This is a genomic window from Streptomyces poriferorum (assembly GCF_019399235.1).
Lineage (GTDB): Bacteria > Actinomycetota > Actinomycetes > Streptomycetales > Streptomycetaceae > Streptomyces > Streptomyces poriferorum.
This window is the reverse complement of the sequence record NZ_JAELVH010000019.1, coordinates 26137-41269: the sequence shown is the minus strand read 5'-3', so window position 1 is coordinate 41269 and position 15133 is coordinate 26137. Positions and strand designations below refer to the sequence as shown.

Here is a 15133-nt window from a genome sequence, read left to right as displayed (position 1 = left end):
TGGTGACCGCGTCCGTCGGCACCGTGGCGCCGCCGACGACCGTCAGTTCCTGCGCGAACGACCGGAACGTCGCCACGCACCGCCCCTCGTCGAACACCCCCTGCGTGCGAGCCAGGTCCAGATACGGCAACCGGCCCGCCACCTCCTCGTCCGACGGTGTCGGCGCGCGCAGGAAGCCGGTGTTCAGGGCGCGCAGCCAGTCGTGGAGCTCGGAGTCGGTGATGGGGCGGATGTCGAGGGGGCGGGCGTCGAGAGGGCTCATCCGCCCCACGCTAGACACGAGGGCGAGGGATGTCGCCCGCTTTTCCAGGGGCCGCCGGCCCTCAGAACGCCGCCCGGATCTCCCCGACCTCCGCGCTGCCGCCCATCAGCGGCGCCCGGCCGATCCGCGACACCACCGGGGCCTCGACGCCGAGCAGGCCCAGCGCACGGGCCAGTACGGGGCCGAGTGCCCGGGTCGATCCGTCGTCGATCTTGAAGGCCAGTGCCCGGCCGTCCGCCAGCGCCACCGCCTGGACCGCCTCGGCGCCCATCTTGGACAGCGTCCCCGGCACCTCCCGCATCAGCCAGGTGTCGGGGCGACGGGTGCCGGCCACGTACTCGGGATGGGCGCGCATCGCGTCCGCCACCCGGCGCTCCGCCGTGCCCTGCTCCGCCGTGACGAACGTACGGAACGCCCGCGCGAGGCCCACCAGGGAGAGCGCCATCAGCGGCGCGCCGCAGCCGTCCGTCCCGACCGCGGCGACCGGCTCGCCCGCCGCCTCCTCCACGACCCGGTGGACCAGCTGCTGGAGCGGGTGGGCCGGGTCGAGGTACGTGGCCGGGTCCCAGCCGTTGTGCAGGCACACCGCGAGCATCGCCGCGTGCTTGCCCGAGCAGTTCATCGTGATCCGCTCCCGGACGTGACCCGCCGCGAGATACGTCTCCGCCTCCACCGGGTCCAGCGGCAGATCGGGCGGGGTCTGCAGATCGTCGGCCGACAGCCCGTGCTCGGTGAGCATCTTGCGTACCAGATCGAGGTGGAAGCCCTCACCCGAATGGCTCGCGGCGGCCAGCGCCAGCCGCTCCCCCGACAGGTCGAGACCGGCCCGGAGCACCGCGGCGGCCTGCATCGGCTTGTTGGAGGAGCGCGGGAAGACCGGGGCCGCCGGATCACCCAGGGACATCTCCACGCTGCCGTCCGCGGCCAGGACGACCAGGGAGCCCCGATGGTGCCCCTCGACGAAGCCGGACCGGACGACCTCGGCCAGCACGGGCAGAAGGGGGGCCCGGCCGGATATGCCGGACGGGGACGACGGGGCTGCGCTGGAGGTCATGGTGGCCTTCCGGGGACGGGCGGGACCCGCCTCCGGAAGGGTCGCTTCAGGCGAGCAGGTCGTCTACTTGTGCTTCCCCGTCACGGTACCTGCGGGCGATCTCCGCACTGCAATCGTCCGCGGTGCGCTGGAGCCGGAAGCGGCGTCGGGAGACCTGCTGTTCGTAGCGGACCAGGCGTCCCATCGCGGTGTGCAGCTCTTCGTCCGTCCGGGCGTCGAGGTCGGAGAGTTCGACCTCGGCCAGCGTCTCCGCCGCGAGCTTCCGGTACTCGTCGCTGCGCGGCGTGCTCAGCGTGACGTGCCGTGCGGAGGAGCGGTGCAGCGACGGGGTGTCGGCGAGGATCTCCGAGAGCCGGTCCACCACCGGGGACTCCGGGTCCCGCCGCCGCGCCAGCTCGGCCCGCAGGATGTCGATGCGCCCCTGGACGAGCCGCCGCACGTAGCTGAGGTCCGCCTCGTCCCGCTGCGCGTCCCGCCGCAGCGTGCGCAGCTCCGGCAGCCGCAGGGCACGCAGATCGCGCGGGGCCGATGCGGCGGGCCCCTCCTCGGAGCCGTGCCCGGTCCGCTGCACGGGTGGGCGCATGGTGCTCGCACCCACAGAGGCATTGTTGTTGACGCCGGGGTGCGCGACCGGCACTGCGCCCGGGGACTGCCCGGTTCCATGCATGCTCATGCTTGTGTCCATCCCCTCGACCGGTGCGTCGGCACACCGCCTCCTGTGCATCGTGCCACTCCGAGGGGTCCCGTGGAGATGCTCTGTACCCGTTCAGCCCAAGATAGGTTGGTCTGTATGCGTGCAGTGGTACAGAGGGTGGACGGTGCGAGCGTCACGGTGGCGGACGCCGGGGGCGAGGGCGGCGGTTCGGCGGTCGTCGGCGAAATCGTCGGCGAGGGCCTGTGTGTGCTGGTGGGAGTGACCCACGGCGACACCGCGGAGAAGGCGGCCCAGCTCGCCCGCAAGCTGTGGTCGGTCCGCATCCTGGAGGGCGAGAAGTCCTGCTCCGATGTGAATGCACCACTTCTGGTGATTTCACAGTTCACTCTCTACGGGGATGCCCGCAAGGGCCGCCGGCCCACGTGGAACGCCGCGGCCCCCGGCGAGATCGCCGAGCCGCTGGTCGACGAGGTCGTGGCGCAGCTGCGGGCCCTGGGCGCGCAGGTGGAGACGGGCCGGTTCGGAGCGGACATGCGGGTCTCGCTCACGAACCACGGCCCGTTCACCGTCATCGTCGAGGTCTGAGCCGGAGGCGGCAAGTACGCCGACGAGGCCCGAGCCGGACGTGGCAGGTACGCCGACGGGCCCGAGCCGGACGCGGCAGGCACGCCGACGGGGCCCGAGCCGACGGGTACGCCGGTCGGGCCCTACGGTTCGACGACCGTCTCCTGGGCCGCCGCCGTGTCGCCCGCCAGCAGCTCCGCGTCCACCGCCACGTTCCGCTTCACCAGGGCCAGCGCGATCGGCCCCAGCTCGTGGTGGCGGGCGGACGTGGTGATGAAGCCGAGCTGACGGCCCTCAGCCCCGTCCGCGGCCAGCCGCACCGGGGTGCCGTGCCCCGGCAGCAGCACCTCGCTGCCGTCCAGGTGCAGGAAGACCAGGCGCCGCGGCGGCTTGCCGAGGTTCTGCACCCGGGCCACCGTCTCCTGGCCCCGGTAGCAGCCCTTCTGGAGGTGGACGGCGGTGCCGATCCAGCCCAGCTCGTGCGGGATGGTGCGGTGATCCGTCTCGAACCCGAGCCGCGGACGGTGGCCCTCTACGCGCAGCGCCTCGTAGGCCAGCACCCCGGCGGCCGGGCCGTGCGCCGCCGCGAACGCCTCCAGGCCCTCGCGGGGCAGGAACAGATCGCGGCCGTACGGCGTCTCCCGCACGGTCGCGCCGTCGGGGACCTCCGCGATGGAGCCGGCCGGCAGGTACACGACCGCGAAGTCCTCGGTACGGTCGGCGACCTCGACGCGGTAGAAGAACTTCATCGACTCCAGATAGGCGATCAACTCGCCCTGGGTGCCCGGCTCGACGTGCATCCACACGGTCTCGCCGTCGTCGACGAGATACAGGGCGTGCTCGATGTGCCCGTTCGCCGTGAGGATCAGGGACTCGGTGGCCCGGCCCGGGGCCAGCTCGCTGACGTGCTGGGTGATCAGGAGATGCAGCCAGGCCAGCCGGTCGCTCCCGGTGACGGTGACGACCCCGCGGTGCGAGAGGTCGACGAGACCGGAGCCGTCGGCGAGGGCGCGCTGCTCACGGAACAGGTCGCCGTAGTGCGCGGCGACGCCTTCGTCGCGACCCTCGGCGGGGACGGCGCCGGGCAGGGACAGCAGGGGGCTCTTCATGCGACCAGCGTACGACTCGGTCTAGGGCTGGGGCCCGGCGGCCGGACCGGTCATCGCTCCGGCCGACTTCGCCGTGCAGTCGGCGCAGCGGCCGAAGATCGCGAAGTGCTTCATGTCCGTCTCGAAGCCGAACGTGCCGCGCAGCTTCTCGGTGAACTCGGCGACGACGTCGACATCGGCCTCGATGACGTTCGTGCAGTCCCGGCAGACCAGATGGATGTGGTGGTGGCGGTCGGCCAGGTGATAGGTCGGAGCGCCGTGGCCCAGATGGGCGTGGCTGACCAGATCCAGCTCCTCAAGGAGCTCCAGGGTCCGGTACACGGTGGAGATGTTCACTCCGGACGCGGTCCGGCGCACCTCGGACAGGATGTCGTCGGGCGTCGCGTGTTCCAGCGTGTCCACGGCTTCCAGGACAAGCTGCCGCTGCGGCGTCAGCCGGTAGCCGCGCTGCCGAAGATCGGTCTTCCAGTCGGTGCTCACCACAGGCTCCAGTGTAGATCCGGGCCGGCCCGTCACCCGGCTGTCCGCCGGAAATGCGCCTCGTGGGCTACTTGAAGAACGCGATTCCGTCGTCCGGCAGGTCGCCGAGGCTCTTCGCCATCGCCGCGACCTCTTCCGGGGTGACGACCTTCTTCAGGTGCGCCGACATGTACGGCCGCAGCTCGACCTCGGGCGTGGACTTCTCGCCCACCCACATGAGGTCGCTCTTCACGTAGCCGTAGAGCCGCTTGCCACCGTTGTACGGGCCGGAAGCCGCCGTCCGGGCCACCGCGTCGGTGACCAGGTCGATCTGCGGCTTCTGGTGGCCCAGCTCGCCGTACCAGATCTCGATGACGCCCTGGTCGCGGACCATGACGACCTCGACCTTGCGGTCCTTGTCGATGCGCCAGTAACCGGACTCGGACTCCAGCGGCCTGACCTTGTTGCCCTCGGCGTCGAGCACCCAGGAGTGCGAGACGTACTCCAGGAAGTCCCGGCCGTCGTGGCTGAAGGAGACCTCCTGGCCGAAGTTGCACTTCTCGGCGCCGGGGAAGTCGGACACACCCGCGCCCGCCCAGTTGCCCAGCAGGAAGGCCAGCGGGACGAGGTCCGGGTGGAGGTCGGACGGGATCTCGATCATGAACGGCTCAATCGATCTGTGAGGCGGAAGGCGGGAGGCAGGGGCGCCGGATGAGGAAGGGGGTTCAGCGCTGACCCTGGTACAGCTTCTTCACGGTCAAGCCGGCGAAGGCGAGAACGCCGACGCAGACCAGGACCAGCAGGGCGGAGAAGAATGCCTCAAGCACGGGAGCTCCTTGAACGAGCGGTATGGCGGCAGTACAGGGCCGGGCCCCAGCCTAATGGGTGGGGTCCCGGCCCGCCGGTTCGGGGCGTGCCGCGGAGCGGTCAGCCCAGCAGCTGGTTCTGCAGGATCACGGTCTGGTGGAAGGGCACGCGCGGCGTTCCGCCGCTTCCCTTGCGGGACTGGACGATCAGGGCGACAGTGTCGCCGGCGACCAGATACGCCTGCCGCGCCTGGGCGGCGCCATAGGGCTTCGCTTCGGTGAACACGTAGGACGAGGTGTCCGCCACCTTCCCGCCGCCCGACCACGACTCGTCGAGGTCCGTATCGGCCACACCTGCCAGCGGATGGCCCGCCGTCGGTCCTATGGAGCAGTCGTCGCGGAACGCGTCGGCGAAGGCGGTCGAGTTGAACTGGAGCAGATGGACCCGGCTCGACGTGCCGTCCGGCATGGTCCAGCCGCGCGCCGCGATGTGGCGCAGCGCCCCGTCGCGCAGCGTGGTGGTGATGTCGGCGCGGAAGTCATTCTCGTACTCCGACACGAACTGCCGCGTGCTCACCCACCCGCCTCTCAGCTCCATGTCGGCCGTCGCTCCGGCCAGGGCCCGGAACAGCAGGAATGGTGTCTTTCGGATTCAGAATGGGTCCCCCCACGAGACCTGAGGCGCAGATTCCGTGATCTGCGCACCCCACTGACCCGCCGGGCCTCAACGAGGGTGTGCGCACTGGGATTACAGTTCGACATATGCCGAAGAAGCTCGTGATCAAGGTGACCGCAGGTGCCGACTCCGCCGAGCGCTGTTCCCAGGCGTTCACCGTCGCGGCGGTCGCCGTCGCCAGCGGCGTGGAGGTCTCGCTCTGGCTGACCGGGGAGTCCGCCTGGTTCGCGCTGCCGGGGCGTGCCGCCGAGTTCGAACTGCCGCACGCGGCGCCGCTGCCGGATCTGATCGAGTCGATTCAGGCGGGCGGACAGATCACGCTCTGCACCCAGTGCGCGGCCCGCCGGGACATCACCGAGCAGGACGTCCTGGATGGCGTACGGATCGCCGGAGCGCAGGTCTTCGTCAGCGAGATCATGGCCGACGGCGTCCAGGCGCTCGTCTACTGACGTTCACCGCCCCGGACAGGCACACGCGCACGTCCAGCTCGGCGCGGACAGGCACCCACGCACGTCCACTGACCGGCTAGGCATACGCGCACGGCGCCCCTCACTGGCGGCGCTTCTTCCCGTCGAGTTCGTCCCACCACGCGTCCGACTCCGGATCACCGGTCGCTTCGCCCTTGCCCGGACGCGCGCGCGGCCGGGACGGAGGCCGGGGCGGCGCGGCCGCGGGGTCGTCCCACCAGCGGTCCTCCGGGCCCTTCCGGTTGGCGACCATCGCCGCGACGGGCGGTATCACCATCGCGACCACGCACATCGCGATGGCGGCGGGCATCGACCAGAGCCTCACGAAGGCCCAGGCGGAGACGAAGAGGACCAGACAGATCCCCATCATCACGAAGTAGGCGCGCCGGCGTCGGCGGTACATGCTTCCAGCGTAGGCCCGATCCGCCCGCCCGGCCGGTTCTGGACGGCACCGGTTCCCTGCCCGGACGGCACGAAGGGCCGTACCCCGTTTGCAGGAAGCGTCCAACCCCCTGGGGTACGGCCCTTCGGCCGGTCGTCGGCAGCGCCGAGACAGTGACCGCTAGACGGCGATGGCCACCTCGGAGAGGCCGCCCGTCTGCGCCACGACCGTGCGGTCGGCGCTGCCGCCGGGGACGAGGGCGCGCAGCGTCCAGGTGCCCTCGGCCGCGTAGAAGCGGAACTGTCCGGTCGCCGAGGTCGGGACCTCGGCGGTGAACTCGCCGGTCGAGTCCAGCAGACGGACGTAACCGGTGACGGGCTCGCCGTCGCGGGTCACGCTGCCCTGGATGGTGGTCTCACCGGGCTTGATCGTCGAAGCGTCGGGGCCGCCGGCCTTTGCTCCACACATGGCGTTCTGTCCTTCTGGTCGGGGGTCGTGCTGGTCCAGGTCGTACGGGTTACTTGTTGGCGCCGAGCTCGATCGGCACGCCCACGAGGGAGCCGTACTCGGTCCACGAACCGTCGTAGTTCTTGACGTTCTCCTGGCCGAGCAGCTGGTGCAGCACGAACCAGGTGAGCGCGGAGCGCTCACCGATGCGGCAGTAGGCGATGGTGTCCTTCGACAGGTCGACCTGCTCGGCCTCGTAGAGGGCCTTGAGCTCGTCGTCCGACTTGAAGGTGCCGTCGTCGTTGGCGTTCTTCGACCACGGGATGTTGCGGGCGCTCGGCACGTGGCCGGGGCGCTGCGACTGCTCCTGCGGGAGGTGGGCCGGGGCGAGCAGCTTGCCGCTGAACTCGTCGGGCGAGCGCACGTCGACCAGGTTCTGGCTGCCGATGGCCTTCACGACGTCGTCGCGGTAGGCGCGGATCGACTCGTCCTGCGGCTGGGCCTTGTACTGCGCGGCCGGGCGGGACGGGATCTGGTCGCCGTCGACCAGGTCGCGGGAGTCGAGCTCCCACTTCTTGCGGCCGCCGTCGAGCAGGCGGACGTCCTGGTGACCGTAGAGCTTGAAGTACCAGAACGCGTAGGACGCGAACCAGTTGTTGTTGCCGCCGTAGAGAACGACCGTGGTGTCGTTGCCGATGCCCTTCTTCGACAGCAGCTCCTCGAAGCCGGCCTGGTCGATGAAGTCGCGGCGGACCGGGTCCTGGAGGTCCTTGGTCCAGTCGATCCGGATCGCGTTCTTGATGTGGTTCTTCTCGTACGCGGAGGTGTCCTCGTCGACCTCGACGATGGCGACCTTCGGGTCGTCGATGTGGGCCTCGACCCAGTCGGCGTCTACCAGGACGTCACTGCGGCTCATTCTGTTCTCCTCCGGGGCAGTCTGCGGCGGGATGATGCGAGTGGTGCGCGATGGTGCGTGGTGATCCGGATGTACGCGGCCCGGTTTCGGCGCGTGCACGGGTGCCACGCGGGATGGCCCCGACGAGCGGTCGAAGGGCCTTGAATGCGGGAAATCCGACGGATCCCGCTCAGACAGTGCGACAGAGCATGGCGGCGACGCGGCACAGGTCCACTGCCCGCCGCTTCGTGAGATCCGCCTGTCCCCGCTGCGGGAGACCGCTAATAGAGCACTGCATGGGTCCGATCGTAGGGACGTACGGGCGGACATGTCACCGTTGTGTCGCATATTGAGACACGATCGTCCGCAGTGTGAGACGCGTGAGAGGTTCGCGGCTCCTCGGGAGCGCCGTCCCGGGCGTGGAACGCCTCGGCCATCTACGGAACGGACTGGTCCGTCTCAGCATGTGGCGGAACGGGCCGTACGGGGCCCCTACCCGGCCGCGACGGGAGTTATCCGGCGAGGCGGACGTCGGCGCCCGTCACCGAGATCTCCAGCCCGTCGGCGGTCGGCTGGATCTTCTCCAGCTTCAGGCCGTTCGGCAGTCTGCCCACCTCGCGCTCGAAGTCGGTCTTCTCACGCACGAGCCCTTCGAGCCCGGGGATGCCCTCGCCCGGCACCTTGTCCGCGTGCACCCGCACGGTGTGGCCGTCGACCAGGGTGACGGTGGACAGGACGCTGCGCGAGACCGTCCGGCCGACGACGGGGAGGGCGACCGTGCCGGTCACCTTCACCTTGCCGTCACCGCCGTACTCGACGACGACACCGTCGGCGGCGGCCTTCGTCAGGTCCTCGTACGAGATGACGGCCGTGCCACTGGCCCGGGCGGCCGTGGCTCCCGAGAAGCCGTCCGTCAGCCGCACCTGGTGCAGTTCGGCTTCCATGCTGCTGATCCGGAGCGCGCGGCCACCGGCGGTCGCCTCGATCCCGGTGACCTTCACGTCGACCTCGTCGAGTTCCGATCCGGCGACCTGGGTGAGGAACGGGAAACCCTTGATGGAGACGTCCGTCGACCCGGTCCGCGCCCCGGGGACCACCACCCGGTCCGCCGCCTCCGACTCTGCGAAGTACACCGCCGCACGGTCCACCGCTATGAACACCCCGGCCAGAACCACCACGACGATCAGCAGTATTCGCAGTGCACGCATGCCTGTCCTCCCCCGCGCCACATCCATCGGATCCCTGGCGCCGTGAGCCTACTGCGGCCACACGTCACGCCCCGGGTGATCGACGTGCGGAAGCCCCCCAACGGTTCCCCGTGGAGGGCTTCGGCAGGCCGGGTGACGCGGTACGGGCTACGCGACCATGCGCCCGACCAGATAGACGGCCGGGGCGGCCGCGGTGAGCGGCAGGGCCACACCCGCGGTCATGTGCACGAAGCGTGACGGGTAGTCATAGCTCGCCACCCGCAGCCCGATCAGCGCGCAGCCCCCGGCCGCGAGGCCGAGCAGCGCACCCTTGGCCCCCAGGTCGGTGACGGCACCGCCCACCGCACCGGCACCCGCGGCGACGACGAGCGCCGCCACGACCGAGGCCGGTCCGGGCAGCGGCAGCGCCCGGACGAGCACCGCCGCGGCGACGGCCACACCGCCGGCCGTGACGGCGTCCGGGACGGCCGCGAGGTGGCCGGTGGCGAGCACCGCGAGCGCGGCCGAGGCGACCGTGGCCATCAGCCCCTGCATCCGTTCGTCGGCACCGGCCCGGCTGCGCAGCTGGAGCACGACGGTGAGCAGCACCCACACACCGAGGGTGCCCAGGATCGCTGCCGGACCGTTCTCCCGGCCGGCCGCGAGCAGCGCCACATCGGCGACGAGGCCGCCCGCGAAGGCGAGCGCGATGCCCTGCCGGGCCGGCCACATGCCGTTGAGCCGGAACCACCCGGCCGCGGTCACCGCCTGGAGCAGGACCAGCGGCACGACGAGGGCGTACGGCCCGACGGCCGCGCCCAGCGCGAGCAGCAGCCCGAGTCCCGCGGTGATCGCGGCCGGCTGCATCCCGGGCGCGATGATCGGCGAGCGGCCCTCGGCGCGGGCGCGCTGGGCGTCGGTGATGCGGCTGTTGCCCAGGGTGGTCGGCGCGCTGTAGCCGTCCTCGCCCTGCGCGGGAGCCACGGGGGCCGGGGCGGGCGTGGCAGGCGCGGCCCGGGCCTCGGGAGGCAGCGGGTACGAGCCGGAGGCACCCTGCAACGGCGCCAGGTACGCGGTGTCCTCGGCGGGCTGCACGGGAGCGGGCTGCACAGGAGCGGCGGGCTGCACGGGGCCTGCGGGCTCGCCGGGCCGGATCGTCGGCTGGTACTGCGTGTCCCAGGTCTGGCCCTCCCAGGTCTGGGCGACACCCTGCTCCCCGGCCGGCCAGCCGGTCCCGGGCTGCGCCTGCGGGACCTGCGGGGCGGGCGAGCCCTGCTGCGGGTACGGAGCGGCCTGCTGGGGCGGGTGCGCGTCGTACCCGCCCGGCGTCCCGTACGGCGCCGCACCGCCCGCGTAGGGCGCCTGCTGCCCGTACGAGGGGTCCGCGTAACCCTGGCCGGAGTACGCCCGGCCGTCGTACGAGGCGTCGCCGTAGGAAGCGTCGCCGTACGAGGCGTCGCCGTACGCAGGGTCCCCGTACGACTGTTGCTGTTGCTGTTGTTGCTGCTGCTGCGGCTCCTGCCCGTACGGATACTGCGGCTGCGGATATGGCGGCTGCTGCTGGTGCGGGTACGGCTGCTGCTGATCGCTGCTGCTCATGTTCTGCGGTTCACCCTCCTGCGAACGGCGGGAGCACCTCGACCGTGCCGCCCTCGGCAAGGCGTACGGTCTCATGGCTCCGGGTCCCGACGGGGTCACCGTCGATGAGGAACGAACACCTTTGCAGTACGCGGCTCAGCTCGCCGGGGTGCCGTTCCCGTACCCCGTCGAGCGCCTCTTTGAGCGTCGCAGCGGTGTACGGCTCCTCCGCGGTTCCGGCCGCGGCCTTGGCAGCTGCCCAGTAGCGGATGGTTCCCGCAGGCATGGCGGCACTCCTCTCGTCTCGCGTCAGCTCACGCGTCGGCTGTCCATCATGGTTCACCGCGTCATCGCCCAGTCGGCGATGCGGGTGAGCAAGGTCTCGTCCGCCGCGTTCTCCGCGTGGCCCATGCCGGGCTCCAGCCACAGCTCGGCGGCCCCGCCCGCCGCGGCGGCGAGCATCCGCGGGTGGTCGAGCGGGAAGTACGGGTCCCGGTCGCCGTGCACGATCAGGAGCGGGGCCGGGGCGATCCGGCCGGCGGCCTCGACCGGGGAGAGCGGGACCGGGTCCCACTCGTCGCGGTCGATCCGGGTGCGGAAGCCGTACCGTCCGACGAGCCGGCCCGTGGGGCGGGTGACCATCCAGTGCAGGCGGCGCATCGGGGCCGTCCCCCGGTAGTACCAGCGCGCTGGAGCACTCACGGACACCACCGCGTCCGCATGCGCCTCCCCACGCGCTTCCGTGCGCCCCTCGGGCTCCCCCGCCCCTCCGGGGGCCGTATACAGCGCCCCGTGCCGCAGCACCACGGAACCGCCCATCGAGAACCCGGCCGTAACGATCCGCGTGTGTCCGAGCGACCGCGCCCAGGCCACGGCGGCCGCCAGATCCAGCACCTCGCGGTCGCCCACCGTGGACCGTCCGCCGGAGCGTCCGTGCCCCCGGAAGGAGAACGTGACCACTGCCGCACGCTGCGAGAACACCTCCGCGGCACGCCGCACCGCGGGGCGGTCGGCCGAACCGGTGAATCCGTGCGCGACCACGATCGCCGTACCGGAGCCGCCGGCCCCCGGGCCGGCGGCTCCATCTCCCGTACACGGGTCGTACACCGCCTCGATGAGGACCCCGTCATCGGCCCGCAATGTGGTCCGCAGCGGACCGTGCGTGATCAAGGGAACAGAGGAACTCCGAAATCGCCCCTCGGACACAGAAGTCATGTGGGCTATTCTGGCGGGAAGAGGATCCGGGCAATGCAGCCCCCGGGTCCTTTTGTGCATTCCGCGCGTTGTTACGACGACGTTTCGACAAGCTCAGCGGTCCTGGGCGCGGGCCGCACGAGTAAAGGCCGTATGACGAAACGTCGTACGACCGCACACGAAAAAGCGTACGAAGCAGTGCCGCATACTCCCCCGGGTCCGACCCGGGAGTGCCCCTCTCGCAGGGAACGAGGAGGACCGACGTAATGGGCGAGCCAACCGTGCACGATCATCGACCGACGAACCAGGCAGGTGGGCGGCGATGAGTTCACTGCTGCTCCTGACGAATGCCCTCCAACCGTCGACGGAGGTGCTTCCCGCCCTCGGCCTCCTGCTGCACAGCGTGCGGGTGGCTCCCGCCGAAGGCCCCGCTCTCGTCGACACCCCCGGTGCCGACGTCATCCTCGTCGACGGGCGGCGAGACCTGCCGCAGGTCCGCTCGCTCTGTCAGCTGCTGCGGTCCACCGGACCCGGCTGTCCGCTGATCCTCGTCGTCACGGAGGGCGGCCTCGCGGCCGTCACCGCGGACTGGGGCATCGACGACGTGCTGCTGGACACGGCGGGCCCCGCCGAGGTCGAGGCGCGGCTGCGGCTGGCCACCGGCCGGCAGCAGATCACCGCCGACGACTCCCCGATGGAGATCCGCAACGGTGATCTCTCGGTGGACGAGGCCACGTACAGCGCGAAGCTCAAGGGCCGGGTCCTGGACCTGACCTTCAAGGAATTCGAACTGCTCAAGTACCTGGCGCAGCACCCGGGCCGGGTCTTCACCCGCGCCCAGCTGCTCCAGGAGGTCTGGGGCTACGACTACTTCGGCGGTACGCGCACGGTCGACGTCCACGTACGGCGGCTGCGCGCCAAGCTCGGCCCCGAGCACGAGTCGCTCATCGGCACCGTCCGCAACGTGGGCTACCGCTTCGTCGCGCCGGAGAAGGTCGAGCGTGCCGCCGCCGAGGAGGCGAAGTCGGCGGCCGCGAAGTCGACCACCGAAACCCTCACCCGTTCGGAGCAGCCGGAGGTAGCCGAGGTCACGGAAGAAGCCCCGGTCCGGCCTGCCGGGAAGTAGTTCCATCCGCGTAGACTGCCGCGCGTGGCCAAGGTGACGCGGGACGATGTGGCGAGACTGGCGGGGACGTCGACCGCAGTGGTCAGTTACGTCATCAACAACGGACCCCGGCCGGTCGCCCCGGCCACGCGCGAGCGGGTACTCGCCGCGATCAAGGAGCTGGGCTACCGGCCCGACCGGGTCGCCCAGGCGATGGCCTCGCGGCGGACCGATCTCATAGGGATGATCGTGCCGGACGCGAGGCAGCCGTTCTTCGCGGAGATGGCGCACGCGGTCGAACAGGCCGCCGCCGAGCGCGGAAAAATGGTGCTCGTCGGCAACTCCGACTACCGCGACGAGCGCGAGGTCCACTACTTGCGCGCCTTCCTCGGCATGCGGGTCTCCGGCCTGATCCTGGTCAGCCAGGGCCCGAGCGAGCGCGCGGCGGCGGAGATAGAGGCGTGGGACGCGCGGGTCGTGCTGCTGCACGAGCGGCCCGAGGCGATCGACGACGTCGCGGTCGTCACGGACGACGTCGGCGGCGCCCAGCTCGCCACCCGCCACCTGCTGGAACACGGCAACGCGTACGTCGCGTGTCTCGGCGGCATGGAGTCGACCCCGTCGGTCGGCGACCCGGTCGCCGACCACGTCGAGGGCTGGCGCCGGGCGATGCACGAGTCGGGCCGCTCGACCGAGGGCCGGCTCTTCCAGTCCCCGTACAACCGTTACGACGCCTACCAGGTGGCCCTGGGGCTCCTCGCGGGCCCCGACCGCCCGCCGGCGATCTTCTGCACGACGGACGACCAGGCCATCGGGGTGCTGCGGGCCGCGCGCGAGCTGCGGATCGACGTGCCCGGTGAGCTCGCGGTGGCGGGCTTCGACGACGTGAAGGAAGCCGGCCTGACGGACCCGCCGCTGACGACGGTGTTCTCCGACCGCCCGGCGATGGCGCGTGCCGCGGTCGACCTGGTGCTGGACGACTCGCTGCGGGTGTCGGGTTCGCGGCGGGAGCGGCTGAAGCAGTTCCCCTCGGCGCTGGTGGTCCGGCGCTCCTGCGGCTGCGGTGAGCCGCCGGCTGCGCAGCGCGCGGCTGAGAACCTGTCGTAAGGCACCGGGAGGGACCGGGGGCGCCCTGCGGTCGCTTCAGCCCCGGGTCCTGATGTTCCTGTCGTCACCCGCGGCCGGGCCCGCGGCACGGAAGGTGCGCCGGTACGCGGACGGGGCGACCCCCGCCTCCGCCGCCAGGTGCCGCCGCAGCGAGGTGGCGGTGGCGAAGCCGACCTCGTGGGCGACCCGTTCCACCGGCAGGTCGGTGGACTCCAGCAGGTGCCGTGCCCTCCGCAGTCGTTGCTGGGTCAGCCAGCGGCCGGGGCTCAGACCGGTCTCCTCCTGGAAGCGCCGGGCGAAGGTGCGGGTGCTCATCGCCGCTTGCGCGGCCAGTTCGCCCAGCGACAGTGGCAGTTCAAGCCGCTGGAGCGCCCAGTCGCGGGTCGGCCCGGTGCCGGTGCCGCTCGCCGCCGGCAGGGGCCGTTCGATGTACTGCGCCTGCCCGCCGTCCCGGTACGGCGGCACGACGCAGCAGCGGGCGACATGGTTGGCCACCTCACTGCCGTGGTCCTGGCGCACCAGATGCAGGCAGACGTCGACACCGCTCGCCGCCCCCGCGGAGGTCAGCACGTCACCGTGGTCGACGAAGAGCACCCCGGCGTCGACCTCGACCCGGGGGAAGAGCTCCTGGAAGTAGTCGGTGAGCGCCCAGTGGGTGGTGGCCCGGCGCCCGTCGAGGAGACCGGCGGCTGCCAGCAGGAAGGCACCGGTGCAGATGGACACCAGACGAGTACCGGGGCGGACGCGGGCGAGGGCGGCGAGAGCCTGCGGATCCGGGGCCGTACCCAAGGCCGGCGAGATCGCGTACGGCGGGATGACCACGGTGTCCGCCTCGTCCAGCACCTCGGGACCGTGCCCGGGGGTGAGCGTCAGGTCCGAGTCGGTTCGCACGGACTGCCCGTCCACGCTCGCGGACACCACCTCGTAGCGTCCGTCGGCGGAACCCAGGACCCGGTGCGGGATGCCGAGTTCGAACGGGTAGACGCCGTCGAGGGCAAGAACGACAACCTTGTGGGCGCCGGACCGCGGAACCGGCCGCAGCCGACAGCCCAGTGCAGCCGCACGGTCGGCGCGGGCCGTGTCGTCCACGCGGTCGGTTTCTTCCGCGCGGTCGGTGGCGTCCGCGCGGTCGGTGCGGTCGGTGCGGTCGGCGTGGTCGGTGCGGGCGGCAAGGTCGCGAGGCATG

20 protein-coding genes are annotated in these 15133 nt (G+C 71.4%); 4 read left to right on the top strand and 16 right to left on the bottom strand.

From position 1 onward, the window contains the following. From JGS39_RS05920 to JGS39_RS05910, 3 genes are all read right to left on the bottom strand, one after another. Positions 1 to 262: GNAT family N-acetyltransferase (locus JGS39_RS05920; RefSeq protein ID WP_219567656.1), on the bottom strand; the 262-nt coding region annotated here is incomplete at its 3' end. A gap of 61 nt (positions 263 to 323) precedes the next feature. Continuing rightward, entirely contained in the window at positions 324 to 1316 is a 993-nt protein-coding gene (locus JGS39_RS05915; RefSeq protein ID WP_219567655.1) for an asparaginase, read from the bottom strand. 46 nt (positions 1317 to 1362) lie between these two features. Further along, a complete protein-coding gene (locus JGS39_RS05910; RefSeq protein ID WP_219567654.1) occupies positions 1363 to 1989 on the bottom strand; it encodes an RsiG family protein in 627 nt (208 codons plus the stop codon). 117 nt (positions 1990 to 2106) lie between these two features. On the opposite strand from JGS39_RS05910, the gene dtd reads away from it, so the two are divergent. Further along, positions 2107 to 2556: a D-aminoacyl-tRNA deacylase gene (dtd, locus tag JGS39_RS05905; RefSeq protein WP_148019466.1), complete on the top strand. Its 450-nt coding sequence runs from the start codon at positions 2107 to 2109 to the stop codon at positions 2554 to 2556. A 122-nt stretch (positions 2557 to 2678) separates the two neighbouring features. Here dtd and ygfZ read toward each other — a convergent pair whose 3' ends face one another. The 4 genes from ygfZ to JGS39_RS05885 form a co-directional block, all read right to left on the bottom strand. Next, positions 2679 to 3644, bottom strand: coding sequence for a CAF17-like 4Fe-4S cluster assembly/insertion protein YgfZ (gene ygfZ, locus JGS39_RS05900; RefSeq protein ID WP_219567653.1), 966 nt, complete (start codon positions 3642 to 3644; stop codon positions 2679 to 2681). Between the two features lie 21 nt (positions 3645 to 3665). Next, positions 3666 to 4127 carry a Fur family transcriptional regulator gene (locus JGS39_RS05895; RefSeq protein ID WP_219567652.1) on the bottom strand — a complete coding sequence of 154 codons (462 nt, stop codon included), beginning with the start codon at positions 4125 to 4127 and terminating at the stop codon, positions 3666 to 3668. A 64-nt stretch (positions 4128 to 4191) separates the two neighbouring features. Next, on the bottom strand, positions 4192 to 4764 hold the full coding sequence (locus JGS39_RS05890) for a heme-binding beta-barrel domain-containing protein (RefSeq protein ID WP_219567651.1): 573 nt from the start codon (positions 4762 to 4764) through the stop codon (positions 4192 to 4194). Positions 4765 to 5030: 266 nt separating this feature from the next. Beyond that, positions 5031 to 5486, bottom strand: a complete 456-nt coding sequence (locus tag JGS39_RS05885) for a hypothetical protein (RefSeq protein WP_219567650.1) — start codon at positions 5484 to 5486, stop codon at positions 5031 to 5033. Positions 5487 to 5671: 185 nt separating this feature from the next. Between JGS39_RS05885 and JGS39_RS05880 the strand changes: the two genes are divergently transcribed. Next, complete coding sequence (locus tag JGS39_RS05880; RefSeq protein ID WP_219567649.1) at positions 5672 to 6034, top strand: DsrE family protein; 363 nt, start codon at positions 5672 to 5674, stop codon at positions 6032 to 6034. A gap of 100 nt (positions 6035 to 6134) precedes the next feature. Here the strand turns inward: JGS39_RS05880 and JGS39_RS05875 are convergent, their stop codons facing one another. From JGS39_RS05875 to JGS39_RS05845, 8 genes are all read right to left on the bottom strand, one after another. Then, entirely contained in the window at positions 6135 to 6455 is a 321-nt protein-coding gene (locus JGS39_RS05875) for a DUF3099 domain-containing protein (protein WP_219567648.1), read from the bottom strand. Between the two features lie 159 nt (positions 6456 to 6614). Then, the gene (locus JGS39_RS05870; protein WP_018490348.1) at positions 6615 to 6902 is read right to left on the bottom strand and encodes a DUF1416 domain-containing protein; all 288 of its coding nucleotides are present in this window, start codon (positions 6900 to 6902) and stop codon (positions 6615 to 6617) included. Between the two features lie 49 nt (positions 6903 to 6951). Further along, positions 6952 to 7797: a sulfurtransferase gene (locus JGS39_RS05865; RefSeq protein ID WP_219567647.1), complete on the bottom strand. Its 846-nt coding sequence runs from the start codon at positions 7795 to 7797 to the stop codon at positions 6952 to 6954. 169 nt (positions 7798 to 7966) lie between these two features. Then, on the bottom strand, positions 7967 to 8074 hold the full coding sequence (locus JGS39_RS41825; RefSeq protein ID WP_353961645.1) for a putative leader peptide: 108 nt from the start codon (positions 8072 to 8074) through the stop codon (positions 7967 to 7969). A 214-nt stretch (positions 8075 to 8288) separates the two neighbouring features. After that, complete coding sequence (locus JGS39_RS05860) at positions 8289 to 8984, bottom strand: LmeA family phospholipid-binding protein (protein ID WP_219567646.1); 696 nt, start codon at positions 8982 to 8984, stop codon at positions 8289 to 8291. A 147-nt stretch (positions 8985 to 9131) separates the two neighbouring features. Continuing rightward, entirely contained in the window at positions 9132 to 10562 is a 1431-nt protein-coding gene (locus JGS39_RS05855; RefSeq protein WP_219567645.1) for a hypothetical protein, read from the bottom strand. A 10-nt stretch (positions 10563 to 10572) separates the two neighbouring features. Further along, positions 10573 to 10827, bottom strand: a complete 255-nt coding sequence (locus JGS39_RS05850; RefSeq protein WP_219567644.1) for a MoaD/ThiS family protein — start codon at positions 10825 to 10827, stop codon at positions 10573 to 10575. A gap of 53 nt (positions 10828 to 10880) precedes the next feature. After that, entirely contained in the window at positions 10881 to 11756 is an 876-nt protein-coding gene (locus JGS39_RS05845; protein ID WP_219567643.1) for an alpha/beta hydrolase, read from the bottom strand. Positions 11757 to 12057: 301 nt separating this feature from the next. Between JGS39_RS05845 and JGS39_RS05840 the strand changes: the two genes are divergently transcribed. Further along, the gene (locus tag JGS39_RS05840) at positions 12058 to 12861 is read left to right on the top strand and encodes a response regulator transcription factor (protein ID WP_219567642.1); all 804 of its coding nucleotides are present in this window, start codon (positions 12058 to 12060) and stop codon (positions 12859 to 12861) included. 24 nt (positions 12862 to 12885) lie between these two features. Then, on the top strand, positions 12886 to 13947 hold the full coding sequence (locus tag JGS39_RS05835) for a LacI family DNA-binding transcriptional regulator (protein ID WP_219567641.1): 1062 nt from the start codon (positions 12886 to 12888) through the stop codon (positions 13945 to 13947). Between the two features lie 36 nt (positions 13948 to 13983). On the opposite strand, the gene JGS39_RS05830 is transcribed toward JGS39_RS05835, so the two are convergent. Continuing rightward, entirely contained in the window at positions 13984 to 15132 is a 1149-nt protein-coding gene (locus JGS39_RS05830; protein ID WP_236064067.1) for a GlxA family transcriptional regulator, read from the bottom strand. Between the last annotated feature and the right edge of the window lies 1 nt (position 15133).